This is a genomic window from Methanobrevibacter millerae, assembly GCF_900103415.1.
GTDB classification, from domain to species: domain Archaea; phylum Methanobacteriota; class Methanobacteria; order Methanobacteriales; family Methanobacteriaceae; genus Methanocatella; species Methanocatella millerae.
The window spans coordinates 121,231-137,720 of the sequence record NZ_FMXB01000002.1; the positions used below are offsets into that span (position 1 = coordinate 121,231).

Consider the following 16,490-nt stretch of genomic DNA (forward strand, 5'->3'; position numbering starts at 1 on the left):
TATTGCCCTCAAACATTATTTAATAATACCGTAACCGATTAATCTCCAACGTGCACCTACACGACGGGACAATGCAACCCTATCGCCCGGACTAGCGCATACAGGCAATTTGAGGTCAACTTCGACATCGCCTTTTTTAGCTGCAGTCACAACGCCTATTGTTGTTGTGGTACCACAATTAATCATTAAAGGCTCTTTGATTTTAATCGGAGCAACTTCACGTTCCTCTTTGGTACCTACTACCCTGTCAAGCAAATGGGATTCCATGGTAAAGCTATCCAGAACGTCCGGCAAAGTACCTTCCTCACCGGCAACTGAACCTGAAAGTGAATCTGACTTGGTTAAAGACGGATCCAATTTGGTTGCGATACCGACAAGTCCGCCCGGACCAATCTCTTCAACCTGCTTGCCGTTTGCTTCAAGACCAATAATCTCTGAGGTCAGATAGATTCTCTGATTATTGTTGTTGATTCCCGGCCTGATTTCAATGGTGTCGCCAAGCTTCAACTTACCCTGAACAACGGTTCCGCCGATAACTCCTCCCTTGATTTTATCAGCGCCGGAACCCGGCTTGTTGATATCAAAGGATCTTGCAACGTGCATTAAAGCGCTGCCGTCAAGCTTTCTTTCAGGAGGTTCGATATTCTCATACATAGCTTCAATTAATATATCCATGTTAGCTCCTTGCTGAGCAGATACAGGTATTATTAAAGCGTCTTCGGCACAAGTACCTTTAACAAACTCCTTAATTTCATTATAGCTTTCAATAGCTCTTTCTTTTGAAACGATATCGATTTTATTTTGAACTACGATAACGTCTTTAACACCAATAACATCAAGTGCCATTAAATGTTCTTTTGTTTGTGGTTGTGGACAATGTTCGTTTGCAGCAATAACCAAGACTGCTCCATCCATTATAGCAGCACCAGATAACATAGTAGCCATTAAAGTCTCGTGACCTGGAGCATCAACGAAAGAGACCTTTCTAATTAATTCAGTTTCGCTACCACAGATTTCACAAACGTCTGAAGTGGTAAAGCATTCAGGCTCATCGCATTTTGGACATTTCTTGAATTCGATGTCCGCATAACCCAAACGGATTGAAATACCCCTTTTGGTTTCCTCACTGTGAGTATCTGTCCATACTCCGGACAATGCCTTGGTAAGAGTAGTCTTACCGTGGTCTACGTGACCGACCAAACCTATGTTAACCTCTGATTGTACTTTCACAGATAACCACCTTTTTTTAATAAATTTAATTCAACATAAAAGTAAAAGTTAGAAAAATAGTAGAACTATTCTTCCTCTTCTTCACCAGCACCAAGAATTTCAGCTATTGGTTTTGCTCCTTCATTAACAACAACGCTGTTAATCTGTACTATATCATCAGCAATGGTGTTACCCCTTACGGTTTTTCTTCTTTTTACACCATCAGCTTTAGGGTGATATCCGATACCACCGGTCAATAAACTTTTGATTCTTCTAGTACCAGGAACATCTTTTTTCATGGTAAAACCATTCTTATCACTGCCGCCAGTGATTTTTAAAGTATAACCATCTAAACCAACAAGTCCACCATCAAATTCGTCACCGATAACTAAACCGTTTAAAGCTTTAGTGTCGTCGACTTCCATTTGATAAGTTTCTGCTTTATTAGAAACAACTACTTTGAATGCCATGGTATTCCTCCTTATTTTTTATATATTCCATAATCCTAATTATTATTCAAAAAGACCAAAACGTCCCCAATCAGGGTCCTTTTTACGTTTGATTTCCACAAATTCGTATAAGGTTTCAAATTCATCTTCGGTCAGCTTATCCTTAAACTCCCTTTCAATGAACTTGTAATGCTTTTCCGGAATGTCAATGAACAGTTCGTCACCTTCATCGAAATCCTTTCCGACTACGGCATTGTCGATTGCCATAGCAACCCTTTGACCCCTTGAAATATCAGGTAATGTTTCGCCCTTGTCTTCCATACTTGCAATAACGCCAACGAAATCCCCGTTCTTATTGATAACATTTCTTCCCTGCTTGACCGTTCCGCTTAAAGCTTCAACACCGATAATTGCCGGTTTGCTTTGACGGAAAACAAGCTTAGGAAGGGACATGAATTTAGCCGGCTTGATAATCGCATCGTAAAACGCTTTCTTACGGGCTTCCTCTTTCTCTTTGATCCATTCTTCGTAATCCTCTATGATTTGATAAATGACGTCACCTTCAAAGAGTTCAACTTCGGAATTGTTCAAATCCTCAAGCGAATTCGGATGAACGCCCACATTAAATGCTATGATTGCGCCGTGTGCGTCGTCTTCCTTTAAAGCGATTGAAGAATTGATGATATCCCTGCGGTTTACATCACCGATGTCCGCTTCCCTGATAGGAATGTCCAACTCTTTCAGCAGTTTGACGATAGCTTCAAGTGAACCGAGAGTATCGGCCTTGACAAGAATTCCTTCATCATCAGTGCTTATTGTAATGTCCTCAATTTCCTTTAAGATTTCCTCTTCCACGTTTTCCTTATCGTTTAAAACCCTTAAAGGAGAACCGGAAACAACATCGTCCAGATTAGGGGCAGCTATCTTGATACCTGCAGCCGCAACAACCTCATCGAACTTTTGGAATTTCTTTTTGGAGTCTCTCATTTCCTCTAAAGGAAGAGGTCTTAAAATGGACCTGATTTTGGTAGTCAAAACTTCGTTTGAAGAAGTCATCAAAGCTATTTCATCATTGGTTCTTAAAACGCCGTCATAAATGATGCTGTCGACAGTTAATCCTAGTCCCGTTTCTTCCTTAATCTCTAAAACGGTACCTTTTGCCGGAGCGTCCTCATTTATTTCGAGCTGTTCGGTCAGGTATTCCTGAGCAAGACCCAAGAGCATGGCCAGAACCTCAATGATTCCTTCGCCTGATTTCGCACTGATTGGAATTATCGTAATCTGTGAAGCGAAATCGCTGATCCTATCAAACCTTTCGGACTGGAAACCTTCCTTGTGAAGCGTGCCTACAATCTCATAGACCTTGGTGTCCAGAGCCTGCTTGACGCTTTGCGCCTGCTGATTAAAGGATTCCTTAAATGAAGCGCCTTCATGGGTTTCCCATCCAAAAATCATATCGATTTTGTTGGCTACGACAATGAATGGAGTCCTATACATCTTAAGAATGTTTAAAGCCTCATAAGTTTGTGGTTTAAATCCATCATTAATGTCGACAATTAAAACGGCCAAGTCAGCCAGCGCTCCACCACGTTTTCTCAGGCTGGTGAAAGCGGCGTGTCCTGGAGTGTCAATGAAAAACAAACCTGGAATAAGGTCCTTAATTGTCAATGCAGAAATGAAGCTTCCACAAATTTCATCTATTGTATCGTTCGGAATTTCAGTAGCCCCGATATGCTGAGTGATACCGCCCGCTTCCTTATCGGCGATAGTACTGCCTCTGATATAATCTAACAATGTAGTTTTTCCATGGTCTACATGTCCTAAAACGGATACAATAGGGGATCTGATTTTCATAATATCTTTCTAAACAATAAAATTTTAAATTTATTCGTAAATTAAATCGTTATCAACAATCTGATAATCGCAAATTTCATCTTCATTAAAGAAAAGACCAATTTCTCTTTCTGCAGAAGCCGGAGAGTCTGAAGCGTGAATAATGTTTCTTCCAGTATTCATACCGTAATCTCCTCTGATTGTTCCAAGATCTGCTTCTAAAGGATTAGTTGCGCCAACTAATTTCCTGATAGTAGTAATAGCTTCTTCCCCTTCAATTACCATTGCAAGAGCTGGTGAAGAAGTGATATATTCCACTAAACTTGGGAAAAATGGTTTATCAGCATGTTCTCCATAATGAGTTTTTGCTAATTCTTCATCAATTTGCATTAATTTAACAGCTACAATTTGAAGACCTTTTTCTTCAAAACGGGACATTATCTTACCCATAAGACGTCTTTGGACAGCGTCTGGTTTCATCATTACAAAACTTTTTTGAATCATTCTTTAACCCATTTAACTTTTCTTGGAACTCTTCCGAGTTTAATCATATTCTTTTCACATTTGCTGCTACAAAAGAAATAAATTGAACCGTCTCTTTTGACGTACATCTTTCCAGTACCTTCTTCTATTTCTTTATGACAGAATGAACAAGTTCTCATGTTCTTACACCTTCTTAAGGAGTTCTAATTTCCTTAGCTTCTCTGATTGTATCAAGTAACATTAAAATGTCGCCTTCTCTTACAGGACCCATAATGTTTCTTGTTAAAATTCTTCCTTTATCTCTACCATCGAGGATTCTGCATTTGATTTGCATAACCTCACCAGTCATACCGGTTCTTTTTAAGACCTGAATGACTTCAGCAGGAGTTCCTTCTTCCATGTAAATCACCGTATGATCGATTAAAAGAATTTATCTATTCTTTTAATTCAGCAACTTTTTCAACAATTTCGTTAACAGCAGCTTCAGCATCACCAGCGTCTACAATACAAGCGGATGCGGTACCAACAGTTAAACCTGCAGCTCCACCGACTTGTTCTTTGGTAGGTAAGTAGACGTATGGAATTTCTTTTTCTTCAGCGAGAACAGGAATGTGAGCAACGATTTCAGCAGGATCAACATCTTCTGCGATAACAACGAGAGCTGCGTCTCCTCTTTCGATAAATTTAGTTACTTCGTTAGTTCCTTTTGCTACTTTACCGCTTTCTTGTGCGATTTGTAATGCTTCTTCAGCTTGGTTAGCTAATTCTTCAGGTGTATCAAATTTTACATAAATTGCTTTTGCCATAAATAAACCTCCTTTTTCATCGGGCATTAAGCCCATCCATCGGCTTACTATAATTCATTGAATTATAATAATTGTAATTATATAGTCATATTATTTTTTTTTAACTATAAAATTACTCAAATTATTCAAATAACGAATAATCTAATAGTTTTAATAATACTAATTCTTGAATAATTCATATATCACTAAATATAACTCCATTAGAAAAAACAAGAGGAGTTAAACTTTCAATACAAATACTTCTGAATTTTTATATAATTTTTAGCAAAACTAAAAATAAAAATTTAGTAATTAATGAAATATATTCTAGAGAACTAGACATTTATTATTTTATGTTTTCATTACATATAAATGTTATTAAAAAAAGCGTCAAAAATGGTTAAAAAAAAGTTTTTAAAAAAAAAGATTTTAAGAAAAAAGATAGTAATTATAAAATTACTATCCACTCTTAAATACAGAATATATCTATTTAATTGCTAATTTGATATCTTCTGCTTTTACAGTTTTTCTGCCAGCGTGGCGTGCGAATCCGACAGCTTTTGCTGCGATTTCGTTACCGTAATCTTCGATTGCTTCTGCTAATGCTTCTTTAGCGTCGTCGCTTACTCTAGCTGCACCAGCGTTTTTTAAGATTCTTCCGACAGGAGCAATTGGTAATTCCATATTTTCACCTCATTTTTTTATACTAATACTTTAAACTTTCCCATATATAAATCTATTGGTAAAAAATGGCTAAATTTTGATAAATTCACTCCACTATACTAAACTTTTCAAACATTCATAAGTCAATAATTGAAACATAATATATTATTCAATAAGTAAGTTATACTAAAAACTAGAAAAAAAATTTCAAAAAACTAAAGAATAAAGATTAAATATGAGAGATGAAAAATTATTCTCCCATTAATATTTTCCTTAAAGTGTCAATGTCTGCATCGACCTGCGTTGGCTGAGTACATGCATCAATTGCAGTATTTGGATCTTTAAGCAAGTGTCCGGTTACGACACAGGTAATGGTTTCTCCTTTGTCGATTACGCCCTGATCGACCAGTTTCTTAAGACCGGCAATTGAAGCTGCTGAGGCCGGCTCGACACCGATACCTTCGGTTCTTGCAAGAAGTTTTTGAGCATCGAGGATCTCTTCGTCTGTAACCGTTTCAGAGTATCCGTTTGAATCGTAAATTGCATTCAAGGCCTTGATGTCACTTACAGGTGCGCCTATACGGATAGCTGTTGCAATCGTTTCAGGGTTTTCAACAGGCACCACTCTTCTTTCGCCCTTTTTAAACGCATTTGTAACAGGACATGCGCCTTCTGCCTGAATACCAGTCATCATAGGCACATCCTTAACAAATCCTGCATTGTAAAACTCAGATATTCCTTTCCAGATTGCTGAGATGTTACCGGCATTGCCGACAGGCAAGATGATCCTGTCCGGAGACTCCCAGCCAAGGTCCCTTAAAATTTCATAACCGATTGTCTTTTGGCCTTCAAGCCTGTAAGGGTTGATTGAATTCAATAGGTAAAGATGCTTTTCCAAAGCAAGGGCAGTCATCGCTTCGAGTGCTTCATCAAAGTTACCGTTAATGGACATTACTTCAGCGCCGTGAAACATTGCCTGAGCCAGTTTTCCCAGTGCAACCTTTCCTGAAGGTAAAAACACGATACAGCGCAGTCCGGCACGGGCAGCATAAGCCGCAAGTGATGCTGAGGTGTTACCTGTTGATGCGCATCCTACGGTACTGACGCCCAGTTCCATTGCCTTTGTCATACCTACAGTCATTCCACGGTCCTTAAAGCTTCCGGTAGGGTTTGATCCTTCAACCTTAACGTATAGGTTAACGCCCAGTTCATCGCCTAACTTGTCACATTTGCAGAATGGAGTTCCTCCTTCATCAAGAGAAACGATTTTTGAATCGTCTACCGGAATGCATTCCTTAAATTTCCACAAATTATCTCTTCTGCCATCAAATATATCTTTGGAAACATCAATATCACAGACGAGCTCAAGAACGCTACCGCATTTCTCACAGGTGTAGATTACTTCGTCGTCGTCATATTCTGCTCCACATGAAACACAACGTATCATAAATATCACTAAAATAAATTAAAATTCTATATTAATAAATTTAAATTAAATGATATAAAAAATTATCCTAAAACAAAAAGAAATGTAGATTTATTTTTAAAAATTTTAAATTACTAGTATTTTAGATTTAATTGCTAAAAAAGTAAAAAAAATAATGTTAATCAAAGCCTAATGCTTCACTAACATCATTTAAGAATTTTTCGGAATGTAATTTCTTGAAAACATCCTCATTCCAGCCATCACCCATTAATCCACGATTAATGTAAGCCCAAATTTGCTGATCAACAGTTATATGATTTTCTTTAGCCTTTTTTCAAGCATATATCTTAATCTCTTATCTTTAACTTCAAAATGGAAATCCATAATATCACCAACACTTACATGCTAGAAATCAATGAATTTTTAATTGTTTAATTTATTAGTTTAGATAAATAAATAAAAAAAAGTATGATTTCAAATGTAAATTTAAATTAAAAATTTAAATAAAATTAAATACAAAAAAAAAACATAATTTCCATTTTTACTGGAGTCCCTATACCTTAGGAGATTAAATAATGAAAATCTTTGGTTTATTTGATTTAGATATTGACGGAAAGTACTTTCAAGACAAAGAAACCGTGAAAAAGCGGTTCATAAAGATATTTGGAATATTGCTGATACTTGCAATAGTCATGTCAAGCTTTACGCTATTTGGATTTTTATTCTTCTTCCTGCTTCTGTTTGCATTTGGAGGAATATATCTGGTGGAGTATTACAGTGATGAACTTGACGAAAAATACGGCCTTTATAACTTCAATAATTTAAGGGGATACTCCAGACAAATTGGAGCGTTTACTTTTCTTGGATATTCAACAACATCCTTATCCGTACTTCTAATATGCCTGTGTGCTGAAATTAATACTGTAAAATCAATTTTAATCGCAATTATCTTTGCATTACCATTTTTAGCAATTGGCCTTAGATTTAAAACATTTAATGACAGCAGTCTGGAAGAAAACGGGGAAATAGTCTTTGATGCTGGCTATGAGCCTAATTATTATTTTCCTGTGCTCGCCATCTGCTGTTATTTGGGTTATATACAGGGATTTTTCGAAACATCCCAAATAAATACTATTGCTTTAATATTGTCAACAACCTTTTGTTTTATCTGGATAGTATTTCCTGACAAGTTTAACAAAATCATACCCTTTGAAAACAGGACAAAAAAGGGCGAGGCATTATATCTAGCCATTGCACTAATCGTGTTTTTCATATTGCTTAGTCAATTCACTACGGTGCCCTTCGTAAAAGTGATGGGATTCATCGAGTGAAAATAAGGGAGAATTGAAATGAATGCAAAGGAAATAGTAATTCTCATTACGCCAATAGCCATTTTCATCTTAAAAAGATATATTTCAATTTTCATAACAATTCCTCTTTTAATAATATTTTCCACCATAACCTATTATTTATACGTTAAATCAGGAAATAAATACTTTAAAAGCGCATTAGCGTTATTTGGACTGGATTTCCTTTTTATCATTATTGGTATCTTATTTCATTATTTATGAAAAAAACCCTAAAACAAAACGGGCTATGGGAACAGTCAGATACACTTCAACAAAACCTGCAATTATCATGAGGATTACGGAAATGAAAAATATCAAAACTGCCTGCTTTAATTTAATGGAATTATCATGAAATGAATCAGTTAATGACAAATCCACTATCAGATAGCTTTTAAAGAAGTTGAAAAGGAAATTAAATAAAACCAGACCTGATGAACATGCCAGAAAACATGACGTGAGTTCAAATATCCCGTGGGGAAGAAGCATTAATACCACCCTGAAGAAATCATCCTGAATGGCTACATAATATCCTACGAAAAATCCGTTATATGCCAGAAGAAAGACAGATAAGCAAAATAATATCCCATAAATAAACATCTGGAAAATTATGGCAATGTTATTGAGAAAAATATCCTTAAAAGTAAGCTGCACCACTCCCGTTTCGACCTTTTGTGTCAAATCGTCAACGGCAGGCTGCAGATAGCTAGAAAAATAAGATTCGAAAATGTATCCTGAAATTAAAGATAAAATAAGAATAATTAAAGAAAGATAAATAGCTAATTTGTTTTCCAAAAAAGCAAATTTAACTTCCCTATAGAATTGTTTGAGCAATTTCTGCTGCCTCAACCTGTTTATCCTTTAAATCATCAAAGTATTCCTGCATCAACTCTGCAGTTTTTGCCTTACAGTCTCCGCAGCGCAAAGTACCGCTTAAGCATTCTTCACGAATCTTTTCAAGTTCGCTGTCATCATCAATTAAATGATAGAGAAGCATTTCATAAATTACGCATTTGTCCACTTCTCCGCCAAGTTCCTCCTGTTCCTTGAGGGTTTCCCTTCCACCTGTTTTGGCGGTCTTTACCTTTTTGGCTGCAACTTCAGGAGCTTCATTCAAATAGATTGCAGTGTTCGGCTTTGAACTGCTCATCTTATCCCCTGTCAAGCCGGTTAAAAACCTGTGATAGGTGGATGCCGGAGGAATAAAGCCCAATTCCTCGTTTAACCTGTGGGCAATATCTCTTGTAAGTCTGATATGAGGATCCTGGTCGACTCCAACGGGAACTACAACCTTTTTCGGGCCTCCGAATTCCTCGATTTGCGGAAGCAATATATCGGCCACCTGCATTAATGGCGCCTGAACGTGAGCGATATTGGTTGACTTGTCAAATCCGTAGATTGCGTTCAATTGGGAAAAGTTGGTTTTACGGGAAGCCTTGAATTCCAAATCAAAGAGTGACTTGTTCTGGGACTGAAGATAAACGTTGACATTATCCCTTTCCAGGTCAAGCCCTAATGCTATCCAGTTTGTGAGATATTCTTCAATAGCTATCTTTCTTCCTTTCTCAAAGCTCATGTCCCTTGCTGCATAGGACTCCAGATCTGCTATCGGCAAAGATAACATGGCTCCCTTCTGCTGATACCAAATCAATTGGTCAACCACCATCTTGTGGCCTATGTGCATCTGGCCGCTCGGCATCATGCCAGTGACGACTGCAAAGTCTTCCTTTTTATTGATTAAATCATTGATTTCATTAAATTCCCTGTGTCCAAAGACCACACCCCTTTTCATCAGCCTTTGAGGTTCCTTAATGTCATCCAAAATGTCTGAAATTTTCTTTATTCCAAATTCATTGATTAACTTGTCATAATCTACGCTTGTTGATGTCCATGGATCAATCATATTCTTCACCTTATCCCATATAACTACATTAAATTAAATAACCTATTGATAATCATAATAGTAATAACATTAACTTATCAAAATATAATAGCTTTCTTTGATTAAATTATGGCCTTGTCCATTCCACATTATAGTATGTTATGTCAAAGTCATCGTCGACAATCGCCAAAAGAAGCTTCTTGTTGACTCCGTGGGAAACCCGGACATAGCTTGCAAAATCCAAAACGTTGATGTCGAAATTCTCATAAACGATTTTAACCAAAAAGTCTGAATGGCCTTTTCCCGGAGACCTTCCACGATCATATAATCTGAAATCGGAGCCGTATTTAAAACCGGTTTTAATGACATATCCCCTATCTTTTAAATCACGATAAACGACATATTTTCCATATAATTCCCTTTCCTTCAATAAATCAATGAAATAGGACAGGCTGCATTTAACATCGTCTTCATAAATGTCCAAACGGTCCTTTTCCAGAAGATAACATGCCTCAATTAATGAGAGGTTTAACGTGTCCTCTTCGATTTTACCGAAAAAGCTTTTTTCATGCAAGGCTATAGGCCTTTTGCTGCCTTCTTCTATTTTAACTGATACTATTTCATTAGATAAATTTCCACGCATTAAAACACCTAAAAAGAAAAGAGTTATAATTAATTATGATATTGATGTTATATAAAACATTTGTTTTATATTAAAAAAAGAGAGATTTAGGGGTTTAGACCCTAATGAAAATGTTGTTGGCCATTTCCCTTGAAATGATGAAATCCTCATCTTCAATGTTGAGGGAAAATTCATTGCCGTCATTATTATAATAATGGAGCTTATCGCCGACTGCTATTCCCAAATTGGCTATATCGTCCAGCAAATCATCATTTCCACGGATGAATGAAATGATACCTTCGGATTCGGGATTCAATTCGGAAATTGAAAGCAGATTGAATTGCCTGTTGATTACGTCATCAAAATCCTTTACTGAGAAACATTCCTGACAGCTTCCGAAATCCAAATCGCATGCAGGAATGACGTTGTCGTCGGGACATAAATCAGGATGCTGGAGCATGTTGCACAGTGCCCTTTCCGCTTCATCGGACAGAGTATGTTCCATTTCGCAGGCCTGTTCATGCACGTTTTCATGCTTTACCTTCAAGACCTCCAGGAGGAATTTCTCCAGAATTCTGTGCTTTCTTGTGATTTTTTGAGCTATTTTCATTCCTTCGTCGGTTAAAGAAGCACCTCTGTAAGGAGTGTAATTAATATAACCTAAAGCTTCCAATTTTTTAAGCATTTGGGTAACGCTTCCAGGCGCAATGCCCAACTCATTGGAAAGAGTAGTAGTTGATACCTGTTCTTTATTGCTTCCGTTTCTATAAAGAACTTCCAAGTATTCTTCAATATTTTCACTAATTTTATCATCAGCCATGAAAAATCCACCTTTTACATACAAATAATAATATATTTATTTTAAGAGTATAAAAAAGTTTTGGTTAACCTAAATATTTGGCGGGTTTTTTAAAAAAAATAGAAAAATAGTTAATAAAATTAATTATTAACCAGTTTAATTCGTTTTTGAACCTAATAAGGCAAGACGTCGAAAGTTCCCCTGTTAGTATATGACGCTGTATTCCAGTTGTTGATTACACCGAAGGAGTTTCTTGTACTTGTAGGGTCTGCATTAATCCAGCTTCCGCCGATATTGAATTGAGCCCATACGTGTCCATATGTGGAACCGCTTGAGAACGTACAGTATCCGGTTGCAAATCTCGCCGTCAATCCGACCGCCCTTGCCATTGCAACTAAGAGTTGTGCCTGGTCACAGCAGTTACCTGTTCCGGCAGCCAGGGTACCTTCAGCACCTTTTTGGGTATTGTAATAGAATGAATAAGAGATGGAATCTCTCACATAGTTATACAATGCGACTGCCTTGTCCCTATCGGAAGTCAATCCCTTGATAAGTGACTGGGCAAGCTCGGATATTGATTTTGAAGATCCGCTCTTGTAGATAATATGGACTGAAGTAGGCAGCGCTCCATGATTGGAATAATAATCCAGAATGCGTGAGAATGAATCCAGCAATTCTGAGTATGCAATCTTACCCAAGGTTGATGAAGCGTAATTCGGAATCCAGTTGTTTGATGAAATGAAGTTTGCAACCCTATTCACAACATCCATATAATCCGTTTTTGATAAGGTTCCGTCAATAACGTCACCGGACGGAGTGGAAGGACCGCCGATTTCAATAAGGGTTACCGGATTGGTATTTGACGCATCAATCTGAACGATAGCTCTGCTCATCATGTATAGGAAGTCCTGCAAGGAATATTTACCTTCTTTAAGTACAATATAATCTGGGAAATCCTCATTTTCCTTGAAATATGCTGCCAAATAGCTGGCACCGGCAATGATGCTTGACAATGCAATCTTATCGCCGACTTTTCCTTCAGCTACAGGAACGGATTCGGACAGTCTTACCAATTCATAAGTTGAATTTAAAATTTTATCATGACCTGTAACGCCGCAGAAATCAGCATCACAATAATAACAGGTCAGTTCGCCTTCAACAGTGCCTTTAGGATTAATAAGCAATGTACCGTAATGTTCACAAATCGGACAGTAGTTGAGCCAGGTTGTAGTGTAGTTTACATACTGATAATCGGTAGTTGAATAGCTCGGAAGCATGTTAACCGTTAATGTTGGGTTATCAAGGAAATTGTTGACCAGTACGAATGCAGGCAATACTGATTCTGTTGCATAAAAGTCTAAAATCCTTGAATACATGTAAACCAAGGTTTCATACTTGATGTCTCCAACTGAAGATGTGGCATTGTCCGGAGCCTGATTGTTTGAAACGCAATATGCGTAAACCACATGGTTAATCTCCAGATATTCCTCATCAAACAGCACGTCATAAATGACATCACCGCGATTCTTTTCCGGTTCGGCCACAAGGAATGAAACGATATCGCCAGTATAAACGCCTTCAATCATCAATAAGGCCTGATTCATTAATGCCAGGAATTGAGGAACTGTGTATGCGCCATCGCCGACATAGACTTTCGAAGGCAATGTCCAATTCTTCTCAATATACAATTTCAAGTCAGAAGCTGCATCCAGGACATCTGAAAGGGAAACCACATCATCATATGATGGATCCTCCAAGTCTTTGAAGTTCAGGAAGTTGGATATGCCGAATCTGAATAACATTACTCCATCAGCACCATTGTCAACAACAGTCTGTGCATCACCGAAAAGTTCCGTGTATGTTAATTTGGTCGGATTGTCATCAGACAGATATGCCTGCAGTCCTGACCAGACCTCAGCGCCCTGTGAGTTCTGTACATACCATCTGGTTGTTGAAGCAAGCCAGTCTGTTCCGGCATTATAATTTCCTTTATACTGCATCAGAACGATTACGTCCAGATACTGGCTGATGGCAGAAATGTCCTGACCGTAATAATAAATGTCATTGGTAGTTTCAGGCATGATTGAAGCAGACATTATAATGCTAGGATTTACGGCACGGCAAGCAGCAGTAACCTGTTTTACAAATTCCGTAATGGCTTCAGTTCCGCCTGTGGTTTTATATGCATTTCCAGGATATCTCAGGTAATCAAGATGAACACCTGCAACGCCAGGTATAGTAGCATAAGATTTAGCCTCATCGATTAACTCATTGAATAATGCCTGATTTATGGATCTTCCAGATACAGGATTAAGCCATTCTCCATCATAGAAACATTGCATCCAGATATGGACGTTAATGCCGTATGATTTAGCAGACTGAATCCATGAAGTGACTTTAGATTGGCCATGTAAGGATAATGAGTAGAAGTTCAGGAATATGTCTGTTGTTCCAAGTGAAGCTAACTGAGAGAGGTTAACGTTTTCCATATCCCTTCCGAAAACCCAATAGCCGTATCCGCTTGAATCATGTGCGGAAGCTACAGTAATTACTGTTGATACTTCAGATTGAATATAATCTCCATCTCCAGCAAAGGAAGCCGTAACCACATACGTTCCTGAAAAGAGGCTTCTGGATAAGGTAGCTATACCTGAGGAATCAGTTTTAACAGGATATTCTTTTGAAGATATTGTAAATACAACATCCTTGGATGCAAGCGGCTTATTTGATGAATCAACCAGAGAGACTTTCAAATCGGCAGTAATGCCTGATATGAATGTGGTGGAAGACAGCCATTTCATTGAAGTTGCGGTTCTTGGCTTTACGGTAATGTAAGCCTGTCCGCTTGAAGGCTCTACCCTTGATTCACCAAGATAATAATACTTAACAGGATACTTTCCTGCTGCAAGGTTGATAGTGATTTCAGCCACACCGAAATCATTTGTTGTACGGGTATAGTTTACGCCATTGATGTTTATTATAACATCCCTGTACGGCATTCCAAAGTCATCGACTGTCAAAAGAATTGGGAATTTTTCACCTGCACCTTCACCAACTGTCGTATCTTGAGCACTTAGTATAGATGTATTGGTGTCGATTACCATAAGTAGTGAAGACTCTGTTAATTCTTTAAATTTCGTGCTATTAAATTTATATGAAATGTCATAGACTCCAGGATATAAGTTGATAGTCAACCTTGCAGTGCCCGTTTCATCAGTGATCCTTGTATATGAAGCACCATTGATTGAAAGGTACACAGGCTGATTGACAACAGGAACATTATTGTCAGTCAATACGGTAACGTCAAATGTTTCCTTCTTGTTATAATATATAACAGTATTGTTGACAACAAATGTTGTATCATACTTATCCCTAATCTTAAGGGTACCCGTTGCACTTGATGATTTATATGGAGCAATACCATTATAAGTATAAGTTACATTATAAACACCGACAGGCATATTGGCTTTTATAGTAGCCTTACCATTTGCATCAGTAACAGCAGTATTAGAAGTACTGCCAATATTAATCACAATAGTCTGATTAGCAACAGTATAACCAAGTTCATTATACAATGTAGCCTCAATATACTGAGTATCACCTATCATATAGCTATAGTCACTAGTAGTAATACTGGTCTCTGATGTACCTAATACTTTAATAGTATTGGATAATCTTGATTCATCACCAGGATGGTATGCAGTCAATACATAAGTACCTTCAAGCAGGTTTATATTAAGTCTTGCAACACCACTTGCATTAGTCATACGGCTATAAAATACTCCATTAATGTTATATGTAACATTGGTATTGGCTAAAGGAGAACCTGTACCATCCACAAACTCTGCATAATACTGGTTTGAATCCCTATATACCTTAGTTAAATTATCGGCATATATGGTGTATAATACAGTAACATTATTTGAGTACATGTACCCGGTATCCGGGTGAATTGCAGTCAATACATAATCATTAGGCGGCAAGTTAATATTCAGTCTTGCAACACCACTTGCATTTGTAACGCGAGTATAGAAAACACCATTAATATTAAAAGTAACGTTTGCATTGGCCAATGGAGAGCCGGAAGCATTTAAAAACGTTGCATAATATTGTGTAGCGTTCTTATAATATTTAACTATGTCATTACCGGAAACGGTAGGATAAACAGTAACTTTTGAAGTTACCTTATTGCTTGAGTAAGCGTCGCTACCATTATAATATGTAATAAAATCATAAGTTCCTGGAATTAAGTTAATCGCAATTGAAGCAGAACCGTTCACGTCAGTGGTTCTCGCATAATCAACTCCAGAAATTGTAAATAATAAAGTCTGATTAGCTAACTTGTTTCCATCAACATCACTTAAAGTAGCTATAAATCTTGTTCCATTCCTGTAATATAAATTAACATCAGGTGCATCAATCGTGACAGCTTTCTTTGCTGAATCTTCACTTGCACCAATAATACTTTCATCTAAGATTGTATCAACGTTGTTAATTGATAAATTATTTGAATTATCTGATCCTACACCCCCTTGGTCAACAGCCAAGAAATCAGTATTTGAATCCTGTACTGCGTAGGTATCATTAACATCTATTTCACCTGCACTGACAAAACCAATCGATAGAACAGCGATTAGCAATAACAATGCTAAAAATATTCGTTTTTTCAAAATACTTTACCTCCTTATAACGTATTTTACAACAAAGGGAAATTAAAATTTCCATTATGTTTATACTATATTAAGAATATCTTATATAAAGTTATTTATTTAATTAAACCTCTAAAACAAGAGGAATCATTAAAATTAATACTTAAAATAAGTGAAAATAATGAATAAAGCAAAAATATATGTTAATATTAACTTAAAAAGCTAAAAACAATCGATTTTATAATCAAGGATAAGGCACTTTATGAAATGTTAAAAAATGAGTATAATAGCTATTAAATGCGATTTGATGGATAAACATCAAGTAAAATCAAAAATAAAAATTT

16 protein-coding genes are annotated in these 16,490 nt (G+C 37.0%); 2 read left to right on the forward strand and 14 right to left on the reverse strand.

Annotated features, from left to right (window positions below):
- Positions 1 to 15 precede the first annotated feature (15 nt).
- From F3G70_RS01780 to thrC, 9 genes are all read right to left on the reverse strand, one after another.
- Entirely contained in the window at positions 16 to 1,230 is a 1,215-nt protein-coding gene (locus F3G70_RS01780; RefSeq protein ID WP_149731000.1) for a translation initiation factor IF-2 subunit gamma, read from the reverse strand.
- Between the two features lie 65 nt (positions 1,231 to 1,295).
- The gene (locus F3G70_RS01785; protein WP_149731001.1) at positions 1,296 to 1,679 is read right to left on the reverse strand and encodes a 30S ribosomal protein S6e; all 384 of its coding nucleotides are present in this window, start codon (positions 1,677 to 1,679) and stop codon (positions 1,296 to 1,298) included.
- Positions 1,680 to 1,721: 42 nt separating this feature from the next.
- Positions 1,722 to 3,512: a translation initiation factor IF-2 gene (gene infB / locus F3G70_RS01790; RefSeq protein ID WP_149731002.1), complete on the reverse strand. Its 1,791-nt coding sequence runs from the start codon at positions 3,510 to 3,512 to the stop codon at positions 1,722 to 1,724.
- Positions 3,513 to 3,542: 30 nt separating this feature from the next.
- The gene (gene ndk, locus F3G70_RS01795; RefSeq protein ID WP_149731003.1) at positions 3,543 to 3,995 is read right to left on the reverse strand and encodes a nucleoside-diphosphate kinase; all 453 of its coding nucleotides are present in this window, start codon (positions 3,993 to 3,995) and stop codon (positions 3,543 to 3,545) included.
- Positions 3,992 to 4,153, reverse strand: coding sequence for a 50S ribosomal protein L24e (locus F3G70_RS01800; RefSeq protein WP_149731004.1), 162 nt, complete (start codon positions 4,151 to 4,153; stop codon positions 3,992 to 3,994). The genes ndk and F3G70_RS01800 overlap by 4 nt, the downstream gene beginning before the upstream one ends.
- A 14-nt stretch (positions 4,154 to 4,167) precedes the next feature.
- The gene (locus F3G70_RS01805) at positions 4,168 to 4,374 is read right to left on the reverse strand and encodes a 30S ribosomal protein S28e (RefSeq protein WP_149731071.1); all 207 of its coding nucleotides are present in this window, start codon (positions 4,372 to 4,374) and stop codon (positions 4,168 to 4,170) included.
- A gap of 34 nt (positions 4,375 to 4,408) precedes the next feature.
- On the reverse strand, positions 4,409 to 4,780 hold the full coding sequence (gene rpl7ae, locus F3G70_RS01810) for a 50S ribosomal protein L7Ae (RefSeq protein ID WP_149731072.1): 372 nt from the start codon (positions 4,778 to 4,780) through the stop codon (positions 4,409 to 4,411).
- 465 nt (positions 4,781 to 5,245) lie between these two features.
- A complete protein-coding gene (locus F3G70_RS01815) occupies positions 5,246 to 5,443 on the reverse strand; it encodes a histone family protein (protein ID WP_058738942.1) in 198 nt (65 codons plus the stop codon).
- Between the two features lie 229 nt (positions 5,444 to 5,672).
- Entirely contained in the window at positions 5,673 to 6,869 is a 1,197-nt protein-coding gene (gene thrC / locus F3G70_RS01820; protein ID WP_149731005.1) for a threonine synthase, read from the reverse strand.
- Positions 6,870 to 7,420: 551 nt separating this feature from the next.
- Here thrC and F3G70_RS01825 point away from each other — a divergent pair.
- Together F3G70_RS01825 and F3G70_RS12215 are read left to right on the forward strand one after the other, a co-directional pair.
- Complete coding sequence (locus tag F3G70_RS01825; RefSeq protein ID WP_149731006.1) at positions 7,421 to 8,179, forward strand: hypothetical protein; 759 nt, start codon at positions 7,421 to 7,423, stop codon at positions 8,177 to 8,179.
- A gap of 18 nt (positions 8,180 to 8,197) precedes the next feature.
- On the forward strand, positions 8,198 to 8,419 hold the full coding sequence (locus F3G70_RS12215; protein WP_149731007.1) for a hypothetical protein: 222 nt from the start codon (positions 8,198 to 8,200) through the stop codon (positions 8,417 to 8,419).
- Here F3G70_RS12215 and F3G70_RS01835 read toward each other — a convergent pair.
- The 5 genes from F3G70_RS01835 to F3G70_RS01855 all read right to left on the reverse strand — a co-directional run bounded on the left by F3G70_RS01835 (position 8,414) and on the right by F3G70_RS01855 (position 16,167).
- Positions 8,414 to 8,989, reverse strand: a complete 576-nt coding sequence (locus F3G70_RS01835; protein ID WP_223165980.1) for a stage II sporulation protein M — start codon at positions 8,987 to 8,989, stop codon at positions 8,414 to 8,416. The genes F3G70_RS12215 and F3G70_RS01835 overlap by 6 nt on opposite strands.
- Positions 8,990 to 9,008: 19 nt before the next feature.
- Positions 9,009 to 10,097 carry a tryptophan--tRNA ligase gene (locus F3G70_RS01840; protein ID WP_149731009.1) on the reverse strand — a complete coding sequence of 363 codons (1,089 nt, stop codon included), beginning with the start codon at positions 10,095 to 10,097 and terminating at the stop codon, positions 9,009 to 9,011.
- 106 nt (positions 10,098 to 10,203) lie between these two features.
- Positions 10,204 to 10,719 (reverse strand): tRNA-intron lyase, encoded by a 516-nt coding sequence (gene endA, locus F3G70_RS01845; protein WP_149731010.1) that lies wholly within the window; start codon positions 10,717 to 10,719, stop codon positions 10,204 to 10,206.
- Positions 10,720 to 10,813: 94 nt separating this feature from the next.
- Positions 10,814 to 11,518, reverse strand: coding sequence for a metal-dependent transcriptional regulator (locus F3G70_RS01850; protein ID WP_149731011.1), 705 nt, complete (start codon positions 11,516 to 11,518; stop codon positions 10,814 to 10,816).
- A 152-nt stretch (positions 11,519 to 11,670) separates the two neighbouring features.
- The gene (locus F3G70_RS01855; RefSeq protein ID WP_149731012.1) at positions 11,671 to 16,167 is read right to left on the reverse strand and encodes a transglutaminase domain-containing protein; all 4,497 of its coding nucleotides are present in this window, start codon (positions 16,165 to 16,167) and stop codon (positions 11,671 to 11,673) included.
- Between the last annotated feature and the right edge of the window lie 323 nt (positions 16,168 to 16,490).

What these genes read in the sequence shown, in the direction of transcription:
- infB (WP_149731002.1), bottom strand. Translation starts at nt 3,512, where the DNA reads ATGAAAATCAGATCCCCTATTGTATCCGTTTTAGGACATGTAGACCAT.
- thrC (WP_149731005.1), bottom strand. Translation starts at nt 6,869, where the DNA reads ATGATACGTTGTGTTTCATGTGGAGCAGAATATGACGACGACGAAGTA.
- F3G70_RS01815 (WP_058738942.1), bottom strand. Translation starts at nt 5,443, where the DNA reads ATGGAATTACCAATTGCTCCTGTCGGAAGAATCTTAAAAAACGCTGGT.
- F3G70_RS01785 (WP_149731001.1), bottom strand. Translation starts at nt 1,679, where the DNA reads ATGGCATTCAAAGTAGTTGTTTCTAATAAAGCAGAAACTTATCAAATG.
- ndk (WP_149731003.1), bottom strand. Translation starts at nt 3,995, where the DNA reads ATGATTCAAAAAAGTTTTGTAATGATGAAACCAGACGCTGTCCAAAGA.
- F3G70_RS01800 (WP_149731004.1), bottom strand. Translation starts at nt 4,153, where the DNA reads ATGAGAACTTGTTCATTCTGTCATAAAGAAATAGAAGAAGGTACTGGA.
- F3G70_RS01805 (WP_149731071.1), bottom strand. Translation starts at nt 4,374, where the DNA reads ATGGAAGAAGGAACTCCTGCTGAAGTCATTCAGGTCTTAAAAAGAACC.
- rpl7ae (WP_149731072.1), bottom strand. Translation starts at nt 4,780, where the DNA reads ATGGCAAAAGCAATTTATGTAAAATTTGATACACCTGAAGAATTAGCT.
- F3G70_RS01850 (WP_149731011.1), bottom strand. Translation starts at nt 11,518, where the DNA reads ATGGCTGATGATAAAATTAGTGAAAATATTGAAGAATACTTGGAAGTT.
- F3G70_RS01840 (WP_149731009.1), bottom strand. Translation starts at nt 10,097, where the DNA reads ATGATTGATCCATGGACATCAACAAGCGTAGATTATGACAAGTTAATC.
- F3G70_RS12215 (WP_149731007.1), top strand. Translation starts at nt 8,198, where the DNA reads ATGAATGCAAAGGAAATAGTAATTCTCATTACGCCAATAGCCATTTTC.
- endA (WP_149731010.1), bottom strand. Translation starts at nt 10,719, where the DNA reads ATGCGTGGAAATTTATCTAATGAAATAGTATCAGTTAAAATAGAAGAA.